The following is a 19,471-nucleotide window of genomic DNA, read 5'->3' on the forward strand; positions in this document are numbered from 1 at the left end:
CAGGAAGCAGGGAGATGCAAAGTGATTCCCTGACTCTGAAAACAGTAGCCCAAATAGTCCTTTCATTCAACAACTTACTGGTAAACAAGAAGTTAGCCTCCGTGAATATAAACGTCGCAGACTTGTTAAATGGGAATTACATCCTGTTATTATTTGTGGTACTGGCGCTGGGCCTTTGTCTGGGTAAATTACGCCTGGGTTCAGTTCAACTTGGTAATTCCATTGGCGTTTTAGTCGTCTCCCTGTTATTAGGTCAACAACATTTCAGTATTAACACGGACGCGCTTAACTTAGGTTTCATGCTGTTTATTTTTTGCGTAGGCGTGGAAGCTGGTCCGAACTTTTTTTCCATTTTCTTCCGAGACGGCAAAAATTACCTGATGCTGGCGCTGGTGATGGTCGGCAGCGCCCTGCTGATTGCGTTAGGGCTGGGCAAACTGTTTGGCTGGGACATCGGCTTAACGGCCGGTATGCTGGCAGGCTCGATGACCTCCACGCCGGTGCTTGTCGGCGCGGGGGATACGCTTCGTCATTCTGGCATGGCAGGCACGCAGCTTTCCTCCGCGCTGGACAACCTGAGTCTGGGCTATGCCCTGACCTATCTGATTGGTCTGGTGAGCCTGATTGTTGGCGCGCGCTATCTGCCAAAACTTCAGCATCAGGATCTCCAGACCAGCGCCCAGACCATCGCCCGCGAGCGCGGCCTGGACACGGACTCCAAACGTAAAGTTTACCTGCCGGTGATCCGCGCCTACCGCGTCGGGCCGGAGCTGGTTGCCTGGACCGACGGGAAAAACCTGCGCGAGCTGGGGATCTACCGTCAGACCGGCTGCTACATCGAACGTATCCGTCGTAACGGCATTCTGGCAAACCCGGACGGTGACGCGGTGCTCCAGATGGGCGATGACATCGCCCTTGTTGGCTACCCGGACGCCCACGCGCGTCTCGATCCGAGCTTCCGCAACGGGAAAGAGGTGTTTGACCGCGACCTGCTGGACATGCGTATCGTCACCGAAGAGATTGTGGTGAAAAACCACAACGCCGTGGGCCGCCGTCTGGCACAGCTGAAGCTGACCGACCACGGTTGTTTCCTCAACCGCGTGATCCGTAGCCAGATTGAAATGCCTATCGACGATAACGTGGTGCTCAATAAAGGCGATGTGTTGCAGGTCAGCGGCGATGCCCGACGGGTTAAAACCGTTGCCGACCGTATCGGCTTTATCTCGATCCACAGCCAGGTGACGGACCTGTTAGCCTTCTGCGCCTTCTTCATTGTCGGCCTGATGATCGGGATGATAACCTTCCAGTTCAGCAACTTTAGCTTCGGCATTGGTAACGCAGCCGGTCTGCTGTTCGCCGGGATCATGCTTGGCTTCCTGCGAGCGAACCATCCCACCTTCGGCTATATCCCTCAGGGGGCGCTGAACATGGTGAAAGAGTTCGGTCTGATGGTCTTTATGGCGGGTGTCGGATTAAGCGCCGGGAGCGGCATTGGCAACGGCCTGGGCGCGGTCGGCTGGCAAATGTTGGTTTCCGGACTTATCGTCAGCCTGGTACCGGTGGTGATCTGTTTCCTGTTCGGCGCCTACGTGCTGCGCATGAACCGCGCCCTGCTCTTCGGCGCGATGATGGGCGCGCGCACCTGCGCACCGGCGATGGAGATCATCAGCGACACCGCGCGCAGCAATATCCCGGCGCTGGGCTATGCAGGCACGTACGCAATCGCCAACGTGCTGCTGACGCTGGCGGGTACGCTGATCATCATTATCTGGCCTGGACTCGGATAAATCTCAAGTTTGCGTGTAGCTGAAAAAATTTTCGTTACGCGCAGAACTTTTTACGCAGGGTGCAGTCATAACTAGTGCCACTGCTTTTCTTTGATGTCCCCAATTTGTGGAGCCCATCAACCCCGCCGTTTTGGTTCAAGGTTGATGGGTTTTTTGTTGCCTGAATTTTATTAACATTAAAATCAACAGGTTATATTGCATCATCAAGCCCAGTGGCGGCAAAATGGCGACTAAAAATACATGTATCACCATCTTACGTTATCCCACCTCTTAACATGCTCAGTGGGCGCTTTACAAAAACCATCAAGATCAGGAAATAAGGTTAACTGTCGCACATCAAATGTTTCTGAAAGGATGCGCAAGAACATCAGTTTCATTTCAGCCGTTATTGCTAATGGCTAATAAAATCGTCCTGGCAGTGTGGGAACTTTCATAAGTCATTTCTATTACTTGGTTAAAATTTACCTGGTCAATTTCCTAAAAACAGATTCCTTGGGTTTAACATGATCAGGTTTGAATTTTCATCTCATCTGCGGGCATATGCTACGGCGAATAAATGTAAATGATGGAATTAACAGAGATGGACTTTTCAGCAGCAGTATTTGGATTAAAGATGACGACCATGCCGAAGATAACATCCAACGGTGACAAGAAGGGTTGGTATGTATGGCTATAAATGGAACAATGACGCTAAATGGTGCTGACTACGCCCCATTTAATTTATATGGGGTTGGCATCTTTATGGCGCATTCCGGTCAGGGAACTTACCGTAATCAAGGAACTTGTGGCGCAATACAAGGTGCAGGCCCAATTCCCCCAGGTAAATATTGGATTGTTGATCGAGGCTCAGGAGGTTTCTTATCCTCATTAAAAGCTCATGTTCAGGACCAATGGAACAAAATAAGATCCGGTGCGGAATTTGGCCGTGATGAGTGGTTTGCTTTATATAAGGATGATTGGGGAATCGACGATGGAACATGGGTTGATCACGTCTATCGCGGGCTGTTCAGACTCCATCCCGGTACAGTGTCAGAAGGGTGTATAACAATCGCTCATAACTCCGATTATGCATTAATCCGTAACGCTCTTATGAACACAGAGCTTATTCAGGTTCCATGTATGCGTTCACTTATGGCTCGCGGCTGTATTGAGGTTGTTGACGGTGGATATAGCTACACTTGCCCGTAAATGGGGATCAAGACTGCTTAAGGCCGTCTGGTTTGTGTTAATTAGCTTTCCGCTAGGACGCACGCTGGGTCCTTCAACAGATTATATTAATCATAATGTTGCAACTGCTATTTGCGGCTTCATCTATGGTGATGTGAATGCGGAAACAATGTACGAAACATATATAAACGCCGATATTTTAATCCTGTTTACTCTCACAACGGTTTTCTATCTCTTAACAATGAAGTTATTCAATAAAATAAGGAACAAATAATATGCCAATCCCTCCCTATATGTGGCTCAAAGACGACGGCGGCGCAGATATCAAAGGCTCAGTAGATGTTCAGGACCGCGAAGGAAGCATTGAGATAATCGGTTTAAGTCACGGTATCAATCTTCCGGTTAACAGCGCAAATGGAGCGATTACCGGTACACGACAGCACTCTTCTATGAGGATCGAAAAGGAGGTGGATAGTTCTACCCCATATCTTTATAAAGCTGCCGCCACTGGCCAGGCGCTAAAAAGCGCAGAAATTAAGTTCTATCATATTAACGATGCCGGTCAGGAAGTGTGCTATTACACAGTCTTCATGGAGAACGTGAAGGTGACTGGGGTTAACTGTAGCGTACCTAATGTGAAAATCGCGGCCAACGATAAAATTAACCACGTCGAAAGCGTCAGCTTGCAGTATGAGAAGATCACCTGGCGCATTGTTGATGGGAACATCCAGCACAGTGACGCCTGGAACGAACGCACTACGGCGTAAAATAAAAGTACTTCTTTAAGGGCATTTATTTGCCCTTATTGCCCTTCCCTCACCCGCCACAAACATATATGATTTAATGTATATGATAAAAACCACGCAGGATCGCCAGATGCTTCACCCCGTTCAGCTCTTCAAAACCCTCTCCGACGAAACGCGCCTCTCCATCGTCATGCTTCTGCGTGAAGCGGGCGAGCTGTGCGTCTGCGATCTCTGCTCCGCTACCAACGAGCCGCAGCCGAAAGTCTCCCGCCACATGGCCTTACTGCGCGAGGCCGGGCTGGCCATCGACCGTCGCGAGGGTAAGTGGGTCCATTACCGTCTCTCTCCCAACATGCCTGCATGGGCGGCAACCGTTATCGACACCAGCTGGAACTGCCTGCGGGAAGAGACGCGTATGAAGCTGAAAAACCGACTTCCGGGCTCGTGCTGACCAAAACACATTCCCAATAACAGATATAACGGAGTAAAAGATGTTTCTGGCAGGGGCTATTTTTCTGTTTACGCTGGTACTGGTTATCTGGCAGCCCAAAGGGCTCAGCATCGGGTGGAGCGCCACCATTGGCGCCGTGCTGGCGCTGATGAGCGGCGTGATCCACATCAACGATATCCCTGTGGTATGGAATATCGTCTGGAATGCGACGGCAACGTTCATCGCCGTCATCATTATCAGCCTGCTGCTGGATGAGTCCGGCTTTTTCGAGTGGGCCGCGCTGCACGTTGCCCGCTGGGGAAACGGTCGCGGGCGATTGCTGTTTACCTGGATCGTGCTGCTGGGCGCAGCCGTGGCGGCGCTGTTTGCCAATGACGGCGCGGCGCTGATCCTCACCCCTATCGTCATCGCTATGCTGCTGGCGCTGGGGTTCAGCAAGCAGGCTACGCTGGCGTTCGTGATGGCGGCGGGATTTATCGCCGATACCGCCAGCCTGCCGCTGATTGTCTCCAACCTGGTCAACATTGTGTCGGCGGACTTCTTTAAGCTGGGCTTCAGCGAATACGCCTCGGTGATGATCCCGGTTGATATCGCTGCGATTGCCGCAACGCTGGTGATGCTGCATCTGTTCTTCCGAAAAGAAATTCCCCCCGAATATGACCAGGCAAAACTCCGCGAGCCCGCACGGGCCATTCACGACCTGCCAACGTTCAGAACGGGCTGGATTGTGCTGCTGCTACTGCTTGTCGGTTTCTTTGTGCTTGAACCTCTGGGTATCCCGGTCAGCGCTATCGCAACAACTGGCGCGCTGATTTTGTTTGCCGTTGCTAAACGCGGGCACGCCATTAACACTGGAAAAGTGCTGCGCGGCGCGCCGTGGCAAATTGTTATCTTCTCGCTGGGGATGTATCTGGTGGTGTATGGCCTGCGCAACGCCGGGCTGACGGAGTCTCTTTCAGGCGTTCTTGATCACTTAGCCGGATACGGACTCTGGGTCACCACGCTGGGAACCGGATTTATCACCGCCTTCCTGTCATCCATAATGAACAATATGCCAACGGTGCTGATTGGCGCGCTCTCCATTGAGGGTAGTGCTGCAACAGGGTTGGTTAAAGAGGCAATGATTTACGCTAACGTGATTGGCTGCGATTTGGGGCCGAAAATTACCCCCATAGGAAGTCTGGCTACCCTGCTCTGGCTCCATGTGCTGGCACAGAAAAACATGACTGTTACCTGGGGCTACTACTTCAGGACGGGCATCATAATGACCCTGCCGGTTCTCTTTGTGACGCTCGCCGCACTCGCGCTACGTCTCTCCTTCACACCATAATGAGTCACTGATATGAGCTACATCACCATTTATCACAACCCCGCCTGCGGCACGTCGCGCAATACGCTGGAGATGATCCGCAACAGCGGTACGGAACCAGAGATTGTCCTCTATCTGGAAAACCCGCCGTCACGCGATCAACTGACCAGGCTGATTGCAGACATGGGGATTTCCGTGTGCGATCTGCTGCGCAAAAACGTCGAGCCTTATGAGCAACTGGGCCTTGCCGGGGGAAATTTCACCGATGACCAGCTTATCGATTTCATGCTGCAATACCCCATCCTGATTAACCGTCCGATTGTGGTGACGCCGCTGGGCACCCGTCTGTGCCGTCCTTCTGAAGTCGTTCTCGACATCCTTCCGGACGCGCAAAAAGGGGCATTTACGAAGGAAGATGGCGAAGTCGTCGTTGACGCCAGCGGGAAAAAAATCTCCCGACAGTAAGCGTAGCCGGGGCGAGTGCTATCAGACGGTATCCTCGCCTGCAATCCGCCCCACCATCACCCGGATCTCCTCCCGGGTTAACGGCGACCGATCGGTCACAAAATGCAGCGTCATCCCCTCGATAAACGCATCCAGCGCGCGGGCGGTGGCCGGCTCAAACCACTGCTCCAGCGTAGTCTGGCTCATCTTCATCCAGTCCTGCATCACCGTTTTCAGCGCGGCGCTGCGGTGCATAAACGCGTACAGCTGATACATCAGCGCCATATTGTGTGGCGTGGTCACGGCTGAACTGTGGATCAGCGTGGTAATCGCCTCGCACGCCCTCTCCCGCCCGGTAACCCCCGCGAAGAAATCCCGGTACTGCTGAGACATCTGCTGCGTAAACCACGTGAATGCCTCCTCCAGAAGCGACTCCATCCCGTCGAAATAGTAGGTCATCGACCCCAGCGGCACGCCTGCGCAGGTGGCAATTTTGCGGTGCGTGACGGCATGAATACCGTGCTCAGCAATGGTGTCCAGCGTCGCCTGGAGTATCTTCTCGCGGCGGTTAGGGTCGTTCGGTGGTCTGCTCATAAAATCCTCATCCGGTTTATGTACAAATGTACACAAAGTTGCTAGTGTTGTCGCTATTGTTGTACTTCTGGTGCTGATCCCAATGACGCTAACTTCTCCTCGCAAAGCCCTGCATCTGCGCATGTGGGCGCTATTTATGTTCTTCTTCATCCCCGGGCTGCTGATGGCTTCCTGGGCAACGCGCACCCCGGCAATCCGCGATACGCTATCCGTTTCGACTGCGGAGATGGGGATCGTGCTGTTTGGCCTGTCGATTGGCTCGATGAGCGGCATTCTCTGCTCGGCCTGGCTGGTGAAACGCTTTGGCACGCGCGCGGTGATCCGCACCACCATGTGCTGCGCCGTGGTGGGAATGCTCGGTCTGAGCGTGGCGCTGTGCTTCGCCTCGCCGCTGATGTTTGCCCTTGGGCTGATGGTATTTGGCGGCAGCTTTGGTGCGGCGGAAGTGGCCATTAACGTCGAGGGGGCCGCCGTCGAACAGGCGATGAACAAAACGGTGCTGCCGATGATGCATGGCTTTTACAGCCTCGGCACGCTGGCGGGCGCGGGCATAGGGATGGCGCTGACGGCGCTGGGCATTGCGGCCAATGTGCACATTTTACTCGCGGCGCTGGTCTGTATTATCCCGATCCTCACCGGCATCAGGGCTATTCCCGCTGGCACAGGACAAAATGCCTCGGACGAACAGAAGTCTGCGGCAAAAGGGTTGCCCTTCTATCGCGATTTCCAGCTGATGCTGATTGGTGTGGTGGTACTGGCGATGGCGTTTGCTGAAGGCTCCGCCAACGACTGGCTACCGTTGCTGATGGTGGACGGGCACGGATTTAGCCCCACCTCCGGCTCGCTGATTTACGCCGGGTTTACGCTCGGCATGACCGTCGGACGCTTTACCGGGGGCTGGTTTATCGACCGTTACAGCCGCGTGGCTGTCGTCCGTGCCAGCGCCCTGCTGGGTGGGCTGGGCATCGCGATGATTATCTTTGTGGATGTGGACTGGATTGCCGGCGTGTCGGTGATCCTGTGGGGACTGGGCGCCTCCCTTGGCTTCCCGCTGACCATTTCCGCTGCCAGCGATACCGGCCCCGACGCGCCGACGCGCGTGAGCGTCGTGGCGACCACGGGCTACCTCGCTTTCCTGGTGGGCCCGCCGCTGCTTGGATTCCTCGGTGAGCACTACGGGTTACGCAGCGCGATGCTGGTGGTATTAGGGTTAGTCATTATTGCCGCCCTGGTGGCGCGAGCGGTGGCAAAACCGGAAGCAGAAACAACGTCAATGGAGAAGGGATATGAGCGTTAAACTGATTGCAGTCGACATGGATGGCTCCTTCCTGAGCGATGCGAAAACCTATAACCGCGCGCGTTTTCTGGCGCAGTACACGCGCATGAAAGCGCAAGGCATCCGTTTTGTGGTCGCCAGCGGAAACCAGTACTACCAGCTGATCTCATTTTTCCCGGAGATCGCCCATGAAATTGCCTTCGTTGCCGAAAACGGCGGCTGGGTGGTGGATGCGGGCGAAGACGTGTTTAACGGCGAACTGTCGAAAGAGCATTTTCTGACCGTCGCCACCCTGTTAAACGACGTGCCCGGCATAGAGATAATTGCCTGCGGAAAAAACAGCGCCTACACGCTGAAAACGTATAACGACCTCTTCAAAGAGATTGCTGCGAAATACTATCACCGCCTTGAAAGCGTCAGCAGCTTTGACAACCTCAACGATATTTTCTTCAAATTCGGGCTAAACGTCTCTGACGACGAAATTCCGCGCATTCAGGCGCTGCTGCATGAGAAGCTTGGCGACATCATGGTGCCGGTGACCACGGGACACGGCAGTATCGACCTGATTATCCCCGGCGTACACAAAGCTAACGGCCTGCGGATCCTGCAAGCGCGCTGGGGCATTGAGGACAGTGAAGTGGTGGCCTTTGGCGACAGCGGTAACGACGTGGAGATGTTGCGCCAGGCTGGGTCTGGCTTCGCGATGGCCAATGCCAGACCGCACATTAAGGCGGTGGCCCGCTATGAAGCGCCGAACAATAATGACGAAGGGGTGCTGGACGTAATTGATAGGGTGCTGGACGGGGAGGCGCCGTTTAATTGATTCCGTGCGCTCTGGTGCCCTCACCCTAACCCTCTCCCACAGGGAGAGGGGACTGTCCCGAGCTCGCCCACGGGGGAGAGGGAATAAGAATTACGGTTGCAGGGCGTTTCCGACGCGTTTGTCTTTCAGGAATACCACCATCAGGGCAATCCACAGCACGCCGTTGGCGAGGTTAAACAGGCTGAACAGTCCGTTACCGCCGAAAGCATAGGCATGCTTGCTCACCTCAATACCGACGGTGAAAATCAGCATTTGCAGCATCCCCATCGCGGCAGACACCGTGCCTTTACTCATTTCACTGGCGAACAGCGTCAGGCGTACCAGACCGGCATTCGCCACGCCGATACCAAACGCGTAAACGCTCAGCCCCGCCGTCATCCACAGGTACGCATGGGACGAGACTACGGTCGCCACCGCCGCGATAATCAGCCCTGCCGCTATGGGCCAGCCACCCATAATAATCAGCGAACGCACGGTACGTCGCGACGTCAGACGCGCCAGCACCAGGTTACCGATAATCAGCGCGCCAAAAATCGGCACCTGTAACAGGCCATACTCATAGCTGCTAAGCTGTTCGCCGCTGATGATAATGACCGGCGACTGGGCAATCCACGCCAGCAGCGGCAGGCTGACAAAGCCCGTCGCCAGCGCGCCCGCGACAAAACGGCCGTTTTTCAGCACCGCCTTATAGTCACGCCCCAGCTCTTTAAGCGAGAGCTTTTCGCCCAGGCGGGTGGCGGTCTCCGGCATCGCACGGTGCAGCCCAAAGAAAGAGATGGCCGCAAGCGCGGCAAAGAGGACGAACATCCCTTCCCACGGCGCAACGTGGACCCATGCGGCTCCCACCAGCGGCCCCAGAAGCGGCGCAATCAGCGCCACGTTCGCCATCAGCGCGGTTATTTTGATACATACCGCCTCCTCAAACGACTCCTGAATAGCGGCGTAGCCCACGGCGCCAATAAAGCACAGGCTCACGCCCTGAAGGAAACGCAGCAGCGTGAATTGCTCAATGTTCTGCGCCAGCAGCGTGGCGAGACAGGTGACGATAAACCACACCACGCCCGTCAGCATCACCGGGCGGCGGCCAATACGATCCGACAGCGGCCCTAAAAGCCACTGTAAAAACATGCCGCCCGCCAGATAGGCGGTCATGGATGTAGGTACCCACTCAATATCTGCGTTGTACTGCTCAACCACAGCCAGCATGCCTGGCTGGATCATGTCGTTGCCGATGTAGGTAGAGAATTCGTAAAGCACCAGACACAGAGGAAAAAGTAACGCCTGACGACCCAGACGATTACCGGAAGAAGAACGGTTTATCATGCAATCTCTTTAGTATGAAAAAATCGCGATGAGTGTAATGAATTGCCGCTGTCTGAGATAGCATAATCACGTGAAAACACAGAAATAAGGCACTTATCGTTGTTGTTTAAGGTTTCCTTAAGTTGCCCTCCCTATGATAGTGCTATTTCACGTTATTGACCGAAACTATGACACACGCCGTCAGCCCTTCAGAATTATCTAAGTTACCGACAAATAAGACAAAAAGCCTTTACCGTTTGCCTGCCCGCTTTTATGGTTATCAGCTTTTCGGGCTGATCGTCCTTGCGCTGCTTTTTACCTTGCTTTCGCGCGATGAATCGCTTGACCGATGGATAACCGGCTTCTGGTATGACGCGGCGACGCACCATTTCCCGCTACAGCAAAACCCGCTGCTGGATCTGCTGAACCATCGGCTGGCGAAATATGTGGCCATTGCGCTGGCTGCCGCATCGCTGATTTACGGCGCTTACAAACGCAATGCCCGGCTGGTGACGGCCGCGCTTCTGATGGGGCTGGGGGCGCTGGTAGTTGGGGTGCTGAAAAGCATAAGCCACCACAGCTGTCCGTGGGATCTGGTGGAGTATGGCGGCAAAGCCGTCTCGTATCCCCTGTTCAGCGCCGTTCCGGCAGACAGCGGACCGGGACGCTGCTTTCCCGGCGGCCACGCCTCAAGCGGGTTTATGGTGATGGGGTTGTTTTTTGCCTTCTGGCGTGAACGTCCGCGCCTGGCATGGTCCTTTGTCGCGTTAGGCGTTGTTATGGGGCCGCTGATGGGATTCGGCCAGGTCATGCGCGGCGCGCATTTTTTCTCTCACAACCTGTGGGCCGGGTGGTGGGTCTGGTTTTCCCAGGTGCTGGTTTACGGGCTGGTTTCCACCTGGTTTGCTAAAGAGTAACGAGATTATGTTAGAAAATCTGAACTACGAACTGTTTTACCTGCTCAACGCCACGCCAGCATCACCGGAATGGATGATCGATCTCGCCACCTTCATTGCGAAAGATGTGATCAGCATTGTACCGGCGCTGGCGGTGATCCTCTGGTTATGGGGACCTCGTACACAGGTCACCGCCCAGCGCCATCTGGTGATCAAAATGGCGATGGCGATCGGCGTGAGCGTGCTGGCAAGCTACGTGCTGGGCCACGCCTTTCCGCACGATCGTCCGTTTGTCGATCGCGTCGGCTACAACTTCCTGCACCATGCGCCGGATGACTCGTTCCCGAGCGATCACGGCACGGTGATCTTCACCTTTGCGCTGGCCTTCCTGTTCTGGCATCGCCTGTGGTCTGGCATGGTGCTGATGGGGGTGGCGGTCGCCATCGCCTGGTCCCGCGTCTACCTGGGCGTGCACTGGCCGCTGGATATGGTCGGCGGTTTCCTGGTGGGGCTGATGGGCTGCGTCAGCGCAGCCATCCTGTGGAGCCTCTTTGGTCCGGCGCTTTATCGTGGATTATCACAGGCCTATCGCGTTCTGTTTGCCCTTCCGATCCGCAAAGGCTGGATACGTGACTAACCCCGGTCCGTCAGGTTACACTTGAGCCCCCGCCCTGCGGGGGCTCACTTTTTTAGCCCGAGGATCTATGGAAACACGTCGCGATGACCGCATTGCTCAGCTACTTCAGGCGCTGAAGCGCAGCGATAAGCTGCATCTTAAGGAAGCCGCTACCCTGCTTGGCGTGTCTGAAATGACCATTCGTCGCGATCTGAACAGCGACAGCGCCCCCGTTGTGCTGCTTGGCGGGTATATTGTTCTGGAGCCGCGTAGCGCCAGCCATTATCTGTTAAGCGATCAAAAAACACGCCTGGTGGAAGAGAAGCGCAAAGCCGCGCGGCTCGCCGCCTCGCTGGTGCAGCCGCATCAAACGCTGTTTTTTGACTGCGGTACGACAACCCCGTGGATCATCGAGGCCATCGACAGCACCGTTCCCTTTACCGCCGTCTGTTATTCGCTAAACACCTTCCTGGCCTTGCAGGAGAAACCGGCGTGCCGGGTGATTTTGTGCGGCGGCGAGTTTCATGCCAGCAACGCCATCTTCAAACCGCTGAATATTCAGGACACGCTGAGCAATGTATGTCCGGATATCGCCTTTTACTCTGCGGCGGGTGTGAATGTGAAACAGGGGGCAACCTGTTTTAATCTTGAAGAGTTACCGGTGAAACAGTGGGCGCTCAACGCCGCACAGCAGCATGTGCTGGTGGTTGATCACAGTAAATTTGGCAAGGTTCGTCCGGCAAGGATGGGGGAACTGTCGCGCTTTGACGCCATCGTCAGTGATTGCCGCCCGGATGACGAGCTGGTGTCGTATGCAAAGGCGCAGCAGGTGAAGTTGATGTATTGAGGTTGTGCCGGGTGGCGGCTTCGCCTTACCCGGCCTACAACGGCTCAAACGAAGGCCGGGTAAGCGCAGCGCCACCCGGCAAAAACCTAGCTAAACCAGCTGCCAAACCAGCCGTGGAACTTCATTAATACAAAGTCCCACATCCGGCTGAAGAAGCCGCCCTCTTCCACCGCTTCCATCACCACCAGCGGACGCTGCTCAATGGATTTGCCGTTAAGCTGGAAATCTATCGTCCCGACCACCTGGCCTTTTTTCAACGGCGCGGTCAGCTGTGGCTCGGTCAGGGTATAGCTGGCTTTCAGGTTTTTCAGCTGACCGCGTGGAATGGTGACGGACCCCGCTTCACCTGCCCCCAGGTTCACTTCGCTTTTATCCCCAAACCAGACGCGCTGGCTGACGAAGGTGGCGTCCGGCTTAATCGGCGTGACGGTTTCAAAGAAGCGGAAACCCCAGGTCAGCAGTTTTTCGGATTCATTAAAACGAATGCGGTCGGTTTTCGTCCCCAGCACCACCGAGATCAGGCGCATGTCGCCCTGCGTCGCAGAAGCCACCAGGTTGTATCCGGCCCCGGCGGTCGTCCCCGTTTTCATGCCGTCCACGTTAACGTTACTGCTCCAGAGCAGACGGTTACGGTTAGGCTGGCGAATATTGTTGAAGGTAAACTCTTTCTCTTTATGGATGGCGTACTCATCCGGCACGTCATGGATCAGCGCTTTGCCCAGCAGCGCCATATCGCGCGCGGTACTGAACTGACCGGGCGCATCCAGGCCGTGAACGGTTTTAAAGGTGGTGTTGGTCAGGCCCAGTTTTTGCGCGTAGCCATTCATCAACCCAATAAATGAGTCCTGACTGCCTGCGACGTAATCGGCCAGCGCAATACAGGCATCATTTCCCGACTGAATAATGACCCCTTTATTCAGATCGGAAACGGAGACCTGATCGCCGGGCTTCAGGAACATGACGGACGAGCCGCGCAGCGCCGGGTTACCGGTCGCCCAGGCATCTTTGCCGACGGTGACCATGTCATCCAGCTTGATCTTGCCCGCTTTCAACGCCTGGCCGACCACATAGCTGGTCATAATTTTCGTCAGGCTCGCCGGGTCGAGTTTTTCGTCAGCGTTACCTTCCGCCAGCACTTTCCCGCTGGCGTAATCCATCAGGATCCAGGCGCGCGCATCGACAGGCGGCGCTTCGGGCGCCGTCTGTTCCGCCGCATGGAGCGTTGGGGCAAAAAGGAAAAGCAGCGCCGAGCCTGCCGCCAGGCTGCGCAGAGAAGAAGTTTTTTGCGTCATAAATGCCACCCGAGTGTCCATTCTAAAAATCACGTCACAATCACCGTGTCGCAAGAAGCGATGAGTAATAGCGCACTACAGCGTTCAAAGAAACCTGTTCCAGGTAAAGTTTTTAAAGTTTATGCAATAACATTCAGATACGCTTTGATTGCGGCGTTTTTTTTAGCATCTGTTGCGTAATTGTTAGGTTTATCTCACCATGGCGAAAAGCTGACTCGGATTCACATCTCATCGGGAGTAAATATGATTACGCTGTGGGGCAGGAACAATTCGACCAACGTGAAGAAAGTGCTTTGGACGCTGGAGGAGCTGGATTTACCGTTCAATCAAATCATGGCAGGCATGGCGTTCGGGGTGAATAAAGACGCCGACTATCTGGCGATGAACCCAAACGGACTGGTGCCGTTGCTGCGCGATGACGAGACAGACGCCACGCTGTGGGAGTCCAACACCATCGTGCGTTATCTCGCCGCGCAGTACGGCCAGGGTCGCCTGTGGGTGGAAAATCCGGCCCGGCGCGCGCAGGGCGAAAAATGGATGGACTGGGCAAACCAGACGCTTTCCCCCACGCACCGGGTGATCCTGATGGGGCTTGTCCGCACGCCGGAAGCCGAACGTGATTATCCCGCCATTCATGCCGCCCAGGACGCCTGCGAATCCCTGTTCGCGATGATGGACGACGAACTGGCGAAGCACGCCTGGTTCTCCGGCGACACCTTCGGCGTGGGCGATATCGCCGTCGCCCCCTTCGTCTGGAACCTCACTAACATGGGTCTTAGCTGGACCCCGCGCCCTCACCTGGAGCGCTGGATCCAGCAGCTTAGCGAGCGCCCGGCGTATCGCAACGTGGTGATGATCCCGGTGACCTGATTACGACCCGGACGGGCTGACTTTCAGCAGTTGCCCGTCCGTCTCGTCAGTCAGCACGTATAGATAGCCATCCGGCCCGACGCGCACATCGCGAATACGCTGATCTTTATCGCCCAGAATGCGTCCGTCCTCCGTCACGCTATTGCCCTTCACGCTCAGCACGATCACGTCTTTCTCCTTCAGCGCGCCGATAAACAGCTTGTTTTTCCACTGCGGGAAGACGTCGCTGTTGTAGAACGCCATGCCGCTGACGGCGGGCGATACTTTCCAGACAAACAGCGGCTTTTCGGTGCCCTCAACGTGCTCGCCTTTCGCTTCCGGGATTTTCAGGCCGCTGTAATTGATCCCGTGCGTCGCCAGGGGCCAGCCGTAGTTTTTGCCCTTCTCAGGAATGTTAATCTCATCCCCACCGCGTGGTCCGTGTTCGTTGAGCCACAGCGTGTCGCTCCACGGGTTCATCGCCATCCCCTGCGGATTGCGAATGCCATAGGACCAGATTTCAGGGCGTGCGCCGGCGGTGTTCACAAACGGATTATCCGGCGGCACTTTTCCGTCCTCCGTCAGGCGCACCACCTTGCCCTGAAGCTTGTCCAGATCCTGCGCCGTCGGGCGCTGGTTGTTTTCACCCAGGCCAATAAAGAGATGGCCTTTGCCGTCGAACACCAGCCGTCCGCCAAAGTGGTTGCCGGTAGAGAGCTTCGGCATCTGTCGGAACACCACCTGGAAGCCCTCAATGCGCGACAGGTCATCGCTCAACCGCCCGTAGCCCACCGCGGTACCCGCTTTGCCATCATTACCTGCCTCGGCGAAGCTGAGCCAGACCCGCCGTGACTGTGCAAAATCCGGGGCCAGCGCGACGTCCAGCAGTCCGCCCTGGCCGCTCGCCCACACTTTCGGCACGCCGACAATCGGATCGGAGAGCCCTTTTCCTGCCTGCCAGTGCTTAAGCTGCCCGTCTTTGAGCGTGATGAGCAGCCCCTTGTTATCTGGCAGAAACGCCAGCGACCAGGGGTGATCCAGTTTTGTCTGTAGCACGTCGACCTTAACCGTCTCAGGTGCTGCAAGCAGTGAAAGCGGGAATAACAAGACTGGAAGGGAAATCAGCGAGGATCGAGGCATAACGCGCTCCTTTATCGACATATGGCTTAAAGATTAGCCACTGTTCCCGGGTGCGTTACCACTTTTACAAAAGCTTAATCAGAAGGGGGAGTTGCCTCCCCCGGGTTCAGTGCCGGGCAAGCGTTTCCGGCTTGTTCAGACACATGATGCAAAGCGCGAGCGTGGTCAGGCAGTTTTCAAGCTTCTCCGCGTTAACGGCAATAAAATTCGGGCAGTCGTGACGTCCGTTCATCAAACAGACCCCGGCGATGGAGAGCACCTCGGCGGCGCGGCGCAGCGCCACTAATTCGCTTTCAGCGTAGTGCGCTTTCAGGATGGGTGCTTTTTCACGCATGAAATTGCAAAGTTCAAAGAAGTTATCACGCAGATTTTCGCTTTCGCTGACTGACATATACCCTTTCGCCTTGCGGAGTTGCAGATATGCGGCCAGGTCGATTCGGGCGTTGATCAGCTTGTTAAGCAGATCGCGTTTCAGTCTGTCAACGGACATGCTATTTCCTCCCCTGTCAGCCATGTTACCTTATTAAGGATAAGGTCATTTTTTGTACAATGTAATGCCTGAGATCAATAAACGATAACTGATTAACATTCTTTACAATGTTACAACGATTGCCCGCCTCAACTGCGCCATCAAGAGTGTATAAATCCCCCGCGATACGCTGTAAAATCCCGCCCTGATAACTCCATAATTGATGAATTTTTAACCTATGAGCAATGTTACGCACCCGCCGAAAATCGGCTTTGTCTCCCTCGGCTGCCCGAAGAACCTGGTGGACTCCGAACGCATCCTGACTGAACTTCGCACTGAAGGCTATGACGTGGTGCCAAGCTACGACAACGCCGACATGGTGATCGTCAACACCTGCGGGTTCATCGACAGCGCGGTCCAGGAGTCACTGGAAGCCATTGGTGAAGCCCTGACGGAAAACGGCAAAGTGATTGTCACCGGCTGCCTGGGCGCGAAGGTGGATCAGATCCGCGAAGTGCACCCGAAAGTGCTGGAGATCACCGGCCCGCACAGCTACGAGCAGGTGCTGGAACATGTTCATCACTACGTCCCCAAACCAAAGCACAACCCGTTCCTGAGCCTGGTGCCGGAACAGGGCGTGAAGCTGACGCCGCGCCACTACGCCTACCTGAAAATTTCCGAAGGCTGCAACCACCGCTGTACCTTCTGCATCATCCCGTCGATGCGTGGCGATCTGGTGAGCCGTCCGATTGGCGAGGTGCTGGCAGAAGCCAAACGCCTGGCCGACGCGGGCGTGAAGGAGCTGCTGGTCATCTCCCAGGACACCTCCGCCTACGGTGTGGACGTCAAACACCGCTCCGGTTTCCACAACGGCGAGCCGGTGAAAACCAGCATGGTCGGCCTGTGCGAGCAGCTGGCTAAGCTCGGGATCTGGACGCGCCTGCACTACGTCTATCCTTACCCGCACGTTGACGATGTGATCCCGCTGATGGCGGAAGGCAAAATCCTGCCGTATCTTGATATCCCGCTACAACACGCCAGCCCGCGCATTCTGAAGCTGATGAAACGTCCTGGCTCCGTGGATCGCCAGCTGGCGCGCATCAAGCAGTGGCGTGAGATCTGCCCGGATCTCACCCTGCGCTCCACCTTTATTGTCGGCTTCCCGGGTGAAACCGAAGAAGATTTCCAGATGCTGCTCGACTTCCTGAAAGAGGCGCGTCTGGATCGCGTCGGCTGCTTCAAGTACAGCCCGGTTGAAGGCGCAACGGCCAACGAGCTGGCGGACCAGGTACCGGAAGAGGTAAAAGAGGAGCGCTGGAACCGCTTTATGCAGCTACAACAGCAGATCTCTGCTGAACGCTTGCAGGAGAAAGTGGGCCGCGAAATTCTGGTGATTATCGACGAAGTGGACGAAGAAGGCGCGATTGGCCGCAGCATGGCGGATGCACCGGAAATCGATGGCGCGGTGTACCTGAACGGCGAAACACAGGTTAAGCCGGGTGATATTATTCGCGTGAAGGTTGAAAACGCGGATGAGTATGACCTGTGGGGTAGCCGGGTTTAAACACCCTGCTTCCCTTTTGTAGGCCGGGTAAGGCGTAGCCGCCACCCGGCACATTCCACAGCACTACCCTTTTATCCGCGGATCCAGCGCGTCGCGCAGCCCATCCCCCAGCAGGTTAAACGCCAGCACGGTCAGGAAAATCGCCAGGCTCGGGAAGATCGCCACGTGTGGCGCAATCACCATATCCGCCCGCGCCTCGTTCAGCATCGCGCCCCACTCCGGCGTCGGCGGCTGTGCCCCTAACCCCAGAAACGACAGGCTGGCCGCCGAGATAATCGACACGCCTATGCGCATGGTGAAATAGACCACGATAGACGAGACCGTTCCCGGCAGAATATGGCTGAACAGGATGGTGGCATCGCTGGCTCCCATGCTGCGCGCCGACTCGATAAAGGTCTGCTGCTTCAGCACCAGCGTGTTGCCACGTACCAGACGCGCGAAAGCGGGAATCGAGAATACCGCCACGGCGATAATGACGTTCGCCATGCCGCTGCCCATCACCGCCACCACGGCAATCGCCAGCAGAATACCGGGAAAGGCAAACAGCACGTCGCAGATACGCATGATGATGCGGTCCCACCAGCCTTCGTAGTACCCGGCCACCAGCCCCAGCACGGTGCCAATTGCTGCGCCCATCAGCACCGCGAAGACCCCGGCCGCCAGTGAGATCTGCGCCCCTACCAGCACGCGGCTGAATATATCGCGCCCGAGCGAGTCCACGCCAAACCAGTGCATCATCGACGGACCATCGTTCAGCCGGTCGTAGTCGAAGTAGTTTTCCGCATCAAACGGGGCTATCCAGGGGGCGATAATCGCCACCAGGATCAGCAGTAACACAAACAACCCGGCGACCATAGCGACGGGCTGACGACGGAATCGACGCCAGAACTCAACCCACGGGGTGCGAATATGGTCCGGCCTGATCCCCGGCATAGCGTTTAAAATGGCCTGGCGACGCCAGTTCAGTAATCGCATCTTACTTATACCTGATGGCCGGGTTAATGGCGGCGTAAAGCACATCCACCACTAAGTTGATAAGAATAAACTCCAGCGAGAAAAGCAGGACTTCAGCCTGAATAACCGGATAGTCACGCATATCGACCGAGTCGACCAGCAGGCGCCCCAGCCCCGGCCAGTTAAAGACCTTCTCAACCACGATAGAGCCCCCCAGCAGGAAGCCGAACTGTAGCCCCATCATCGTGACCACCGGGATCATCGCATTACGAAAACCATGCTTCAGAATGACCCATTTCTCACTCACCCCTTTTGCCCGCGCGGTGCGAATGTAATCTTCGCTCAGCACGTCGACAAACGAGGCGCGGGTAAACCGGGCCATAACCGCCGCAACGGCCGCGCCTAGCGTCATAGAGGGCAGAATGTAGTGCTTCCAGGTGTCGGCCCCGACGGTCGGCAACCAGCCCAGCTCGACGGAGAAAATCTGCATCAGCAGCATGCCCAGCGCAAACGCCGGGAAAGAGATGCCGGTGACCGCCAGCGCCATACCGAGCTTATCCGGCCAGCGGTTGCGCCAGACGGCGGCGACAATCCCCGCCCCCAGGCCAAAGACAACCGCCCAGCTCATACTGGCAATCGTTAACCAGAAGGTAGGCATAAAGCGGCTGGCAATCTCCTCCGACACCGGACGACGCGACACCATTGAGATGCCGAAATCGCCCTGAAGGACATTGCCAATGTAACGCAGAAATTGCCTGTACAGCGGTTGGTCAAGACCGAGCTGTTTACGCACCAGTTCAATAACCGTCGCATCCGCTTCCGGTCCGGCAATCAAACGCGCCGGATCGCCGGGCAGCATATGGACAAACAAAAACACCAGCACGGCCACAATCAGCAGCGTCGGGATAAGCCCCAGCAGGCGTTTACACACATAATTCAGCATGA

Annotated in this window: 20 protein-coding genes; 13 read left to right on the forward strand and 7 right to left on the reverse strand. The window is 55.8% G+C overall.

Annotated features, from left to right (window positions below; all coding sequences use genetic code 11):
* Positions 1–101: 101 nt before the first annotated feature.
* From IM290_RS08775 to arsC, 6 genes are all read left to right on the forward strand, one after another.
* The gene (locus tag IM290_RS08775; RefSeq protein WP_026080732.1) at positions 102–1,787 is read left to right on the forward strand and encodes an aspartate:alanine antiporter; all 1,686 of its coding nucleotides are present in this window, start codon (positions 102–104) and stop codon (positions 1,785–1,787) included.
* A 666-nt stretch (positions 1,788–2,453) separates the two neighbouring features.
* On the forward strand, positions 2,454–2,975 hold the full coding sequence (locus IM290_RS08780; protein WP_023303364.1) for a DUF2778 domain-containing protein: 522 nt from the start codon (positions 2,454–2,456) through the stop codon (positions 2,973–2,975).
* A 254-nt stretch (positions 2,976–3,229) separates the two neighbouring features.
* Positions 3,230–3,721, forward strand: a complete 492-nt coding sequence (locus IM290_RS08785; protein WP_017384881.1) for a type VI secretion system tube protein TssD — start codon at positions 3,230–3,232, stop codon at positions 3,719–3,721.
* Between the two features lie 109 nt (positions 3,722–3,830).
* The gene (locus IM290_RS08790) at positions 3,831–4,151 is read left to right on the forward strand and encodes a metalloregulator ArsR/SmtB family transcription factor (RefSeq protein ID WP_193041651.1); all 321 of its coding nucleotides are present in this window, start codon (positions 3,831–3,833) and stop codon (positions 4,149–4,151) included.
* Between the two features lie 40 nt (positions 4,152–4,191).
* Positions 4,192–5,481 carry an arsenic transporter gene (locus IM290_RS08795; protein WP_045348010.1) on the forward strand — a complete coding sequence of 430 codons (1,290 nt, stop codon included), beginning with the start codon at positions 4,192–4,194 and terminating at the stop codon, positions 5,479–5,481.
* 12 nt (positions 5,482–5,493) lie between these two features.
* Positions 5,494–5,925 carry a glutaredoxin-dependent arsenate reductase gene (arsC, locus tag IM290_RS08800; protein WP_015571020.1) on the forward strand — a complete coding sequence of 144 codons (432 nt, stop codon included), beginning with the start codon at positions 5,494–5,496 and terminating at the stop codon, positions 5,923–5,925.
* 21 nt (positions 5,926–5,946) lie between these two features.
* Here the strand turns inward: arsC and IM290_RS08805 are convergent, their stop codons facing one another.
* Complete coding sequence (locus tag IM290_RS08805) at positions 5,947–6,498, reverse strand: TetR/AcrR family transcriptional regulator (protein ID WP_193041652.1); 552 nt, start codon at positions 6,496–6,498, stop codon at positions 5,947–5,949.
* An 82-nt stretch (positions 6,499–6,580) separates the two neighbouring features.
* On the opposite strand from IM290_RS08805, the gene IM290_RS08810 reads away from it, so the two are divergent.
* Together IM290_RS08810 and IM290_RS08815 are read left to right on the forward strand one after the other, a co-directional pair.
* Positions 6,581–7,795 carry an MFS transporter gene (locus IM290_RS08810; protein ID WP_193041654.1) on the forward strand — a complete coding sequence of 405 codons (1,215 nt, stop codon included), beginning with the start codon at positions 6,581–6,583 and terminating at the stop codon, positions 7,793–7,795.
* The gene (locus tag IM290_RS08815; RefSeq protein ID WP_193041656.1) at positions 7,785–8,597 is read left to right on the forward strand and encodes a Cof-type HAD-IIB family hydrolase; all 813 of its coding nucleotides are present in this window, start codon (positions 7,785–7,787) and stop codon (positions 8,595–8,597) included. The genes IM290_RS08810 and IM290_RS08815 overlap by 11 nt, the downstream gene beginning before the upstream one ends.
* A 90-nt stretch (positions 8,598–8,687) precedes the next feature.
* Here the strand turns inward: IM290_RS08815 and IM290_RS08820 are convergent, their stop codons facing one another.
* Entirely contained in the window at positions 8,688–9,920 is a 1,233-nt protein-coding gene (locus IM290_RS08820) for an MFS transporter (protein ID WP_193041657.1), read from the reverse strand.
* A gap of 167 nt (positions 9,921–10,087) precedes the next feature.
* Here IM290_RS08820 and IM290_RS08825 point away from each other — a divergent pair, with 167 nt between their 5' ends.
* The 3 genes from IM290_RS08825 (at position 10,088) to deoR (ending at position 12,258) form a co-directional block, all read left to right on the forward strand.
* Positions 10,088–10,816, forward strand: coding sequence for a phosphatase PAP2 family protein (locus tag IM290_RS08825; protein WP_193041659.1), 729 nt, complete (start codon positions 10,088–10,090; stop codon positions 10,814–10,816).
* 7 nt (positions 10,817–10,823) lie between these two features.
* Positions 10,824–11,432, forward strand: coding sequence for an undecaprenyl-diphosphate phosphatase (gene ybjG / locus IM290_RS08830; RefSeq protein WP_015571025.1), 609 nt, complete (start codon positions 10,824–10,826; stop codon positions 11,430–11,432).
* A gap of 67 nt (positions 11,433–11,499) precedes the next feature.
* The gene (gene deoR, locus IM290_RS08835; protein WP_017384886.1) at positions 11,500–12,258 is read left to right on the forward strand and encodes a DNA-binding transcriptional repressor DeoR; all 759 of its coding nucleotides are present in this window, start codon (positions 11,500–11,502) and stop codon (positions 12,256–12,258) included.
* Between the two features lie 86 nt (positions 12,259–12,344).
* On the opposite strand, the gene dacC is transcribed toward deoR, so the two are convergent.
* Positions 12,345–13,550: a serine-type D-Ala-D-Ala carboxypeptidase gene (gene dacC, locus IM290_RS08840; protein ID WP_023296184.1), complete on the reverse strand. Its 1,206-nt coding sequence runs from the start codon at positions 13,548–13,550 to the stop codon at positions 12,345–12,347.
* Between the two features lie 243 nt (positions 13,551–13,793).
* Here dacC and IM290_RS08845 point away from each other — a divergent pair, with 243 nt between their 5' ends.
* Positions 13,794–14,420, forward strand: a complete 627-nt coding sequence (locus IM290_RS08845) for a glutathione S-transferase family protein (protein WP_193041661.1) — start codon at positions 13,794–13,796, stop codon at positions 14,418–14,420.
* Here IM290_RS08845 and IM290_RS08850 read toward each other — a convergent pair whose 3' ends face one another.
* Together IM290_RS08850 and bssR are read right to left on the reverse strand one after the other, a co-directional pair.
* Complete coding sequence (locus IM290_RS08850; RefSeq protein WP_193041663.1) at positions 14,421–15,539, reverse strand: PQQ-dependent sugar dehydrogenase; 1,119 nt, start codon at positions 15,537–15,539, stop codon at positions 14,421–14,423.
* A 106-nt stretch (positions 15,540–15,645) separates the two neighbouring features.
* Positions 15,646–16,029, reverse strand: a complete 384-nt coding sequence (gene bssR, locus IM290_RS08855) for a biofilm formation regulator BssR (protein ID WP_003858412.1) — start codon at positions 16,027–16,029, stop codon at positions 15,646–15,648.
* A gap of 217 nt (positions 16,030–16,246) precedes the next feature.
* Here bssR and rimO point away from each other — a divergent pair, with 217 nt between their 5' ends.
* Positions 16,247–17,572: a 30S ribosomal protein S12 methylthiotransferase RimO gene (gene rimO, locus IM290_RS08860; protein ID WP_017693743.1), complete on the forward strand. Its 1,326-nt coding sequence runs from the start codon at positions 16,247–16,249 to the stop codon at positions 17,570–17,572.
* 63 nt (positions 17,573–17,635) lie between these two features.
* Here the strand turns inward: rimO and gsiD are convergent, their stop codons facing one another.
* Positions 17,636–18,547: a glutathione ABC transporter permease GsiD gene (gene gsiD, locus IM290_RS08865; RefSeq protein WP_015571027.1), complete on the reverse strand. Its 912-nt coding sequence runs from the start codon at positions 18,545–18,547 to the stop codon at positions 17,636–17,638.
* Position 18,548: 1 nt separating this feature from the next.
* Positions 18,549–19,469, reverse strand: a complete 921-nt coding sequence (gene gsiC / locus IM290_RS08870; protein WP_006809475.1) for a glutathione ABC transporter permease GsiC — start codon at positions 19,467–19,469, stop codon at positions 18,549–18,551.
* Between the last annotated feature and the right edge of the window lie 2 nt (positions 19,470–19,471).

The sequence above is a fragment of the Enterobacter cloacae complex sp. S1 genome (assembly GCF_014930525.1).
GTDB lineage: Bacteria > Pseudomonadota > Gammaproteobacteria > Enterobacterales > Enterobacteriaceae > Enterobacter > Enterobacter hormaechei_C.

What these genes read in the sequence shown, in the direction of transcription:
- IM290_RS08780 (WP_023303364.1), top strand. Translation starts at nt 2,454, where the DNA reads ATGGCTATAAATGGAACAATGACGCTAAATGGTGCTGACTACGCCCCA.
- IM290_RS08785 (WP_017384881.1), top strand. Translation starts at nt 3,230, where the DNA reads ATGCCAATCCCTCCCTATATGTGGCTCAAAGACGACGGCGGCGCAGAT.
- IM290_RS08790 (WP_193041651.1), top strand. Translation starts at nt 3,831, where the DNA reads ATGCTTCACCCCGTTCAGCTCTTCAAAACCCTCTCCGACGAAACGCGC.
- IM290_RS08795 (WP_045348010.1), top strand. Translation starts at nt 4,192, where the DNA reads ATGTTTCTGGCAGGGGCTATTTTTCTGTTTACGCTGGTACTGGTTATC.
- arsC (WP_015571020.1), top strand. Translation starts at nt 5,494, where the DNA reads ATGAGCTACATCACCATTTATCACAACCCCGCCTGCGGCACGTCGCGC.
- IM290_RS08805 (WP_193041652.1), bottom strand. Translation starts at nt 6,498, where the DNA reads ATGAGCAGACCACCGAACGACCCTAACCGCCGCGAGAAGATACTCCAG.
- IM290_RS08810 (WP_193041654.1), top strand. Translation starts at nt 6,581, where the DNA reads ATGACGCTAACTTCTCCTCGCAAAGCCCTGCATCTGCGCATGTGGGCG.
- IM290_RS08815 (WP_193041656.1), top strand. Translation starts at nt 7,785, where the DNA reads ATGAGCGTTAAACTGATTGCAGTCGACATGGATGGCTCCTTCCTGAGC.
- IM290_RS08820 (WP_193041657.1), bottom strand. Translation starts at nt 9,920, where the DNA reads ATGATAAACCGTTCTTCTTCCGGTAATCGTCTGGGTCGTCAGGCGTTA.
- IM290_RS08825 (WP_193041659.1), top strand. Translation starts at nt 10,088, where the DNA reads ATGACACACGCCGTCAGCCCTTCAGAATTATCTAAGTTACCGACAAAT.
- ybjG (WP_015571025.1), top strand. Translation starts at nt 10,824, where the DNA reads ATGTTAGAAAATCTGAACTACGAACTGTTTTACCTGCTCAACGCCACG.
- deoR (WP_017384886.1), top strand. Translation starts at nt 11,500, where the DNA reads ATGGAAACACGTCGCGATGACCGCATTGCTCAGCTACTTCAGGCGCTG.
- dacC (WP_023296184.1), bottom strand. Translation starts at nt 13,550, where the DNA reads ATGACGCAAAAAACTTCTTCTCTGCGCAGCCTGGCGGCAGGCTCGGCG.
- IM290_RS08845 (WP_193041661.1), top strand. Translation starts at nt 13,794, where the DNA reads ATGATTACGCTGTGGGGCAGGAACAATTCGACCAACGTGAAGAAAGTG.
- IM290_RS08850 (WP_193041663.1), bottom strand. Translation starts at nt 15,539, where the DNA reads ATGCCTCGATCCTCGCTGATTTCCCTTCCAGTCTTGTTATTCCCGCTT.
- bssR (WP_003858412.1), bottom strand. Translation starts at nt 16,029, where the DNA reads ATGTCCGTTGACAGACTGAAACGCGATCTGCTTAACAAGCTGATCAAC.
- rimO (WP_017693743.1), top strand. Translation starts at nt 16,247, where the DNA reads ATGAGCAATGTTACGCACCCGCCGAAAATCGGCTTTGTCTCCCTCGGC.
- gsiD (WP_015571027.1), bottom strand. Translation starts at nt 18,547, where the DNA reads ATGCGATTACTGAACTGGCGTCGCCAGGCCATTTTAAACGCTATGCCG.
- gsiC (WP_006809475.1), bottom strand. Translation starts at nt 19,469, where the DNA reads ATGCTGAATTATGTGTGTAAACGCCTGCTGGGGCTTATCCCGACGCTG.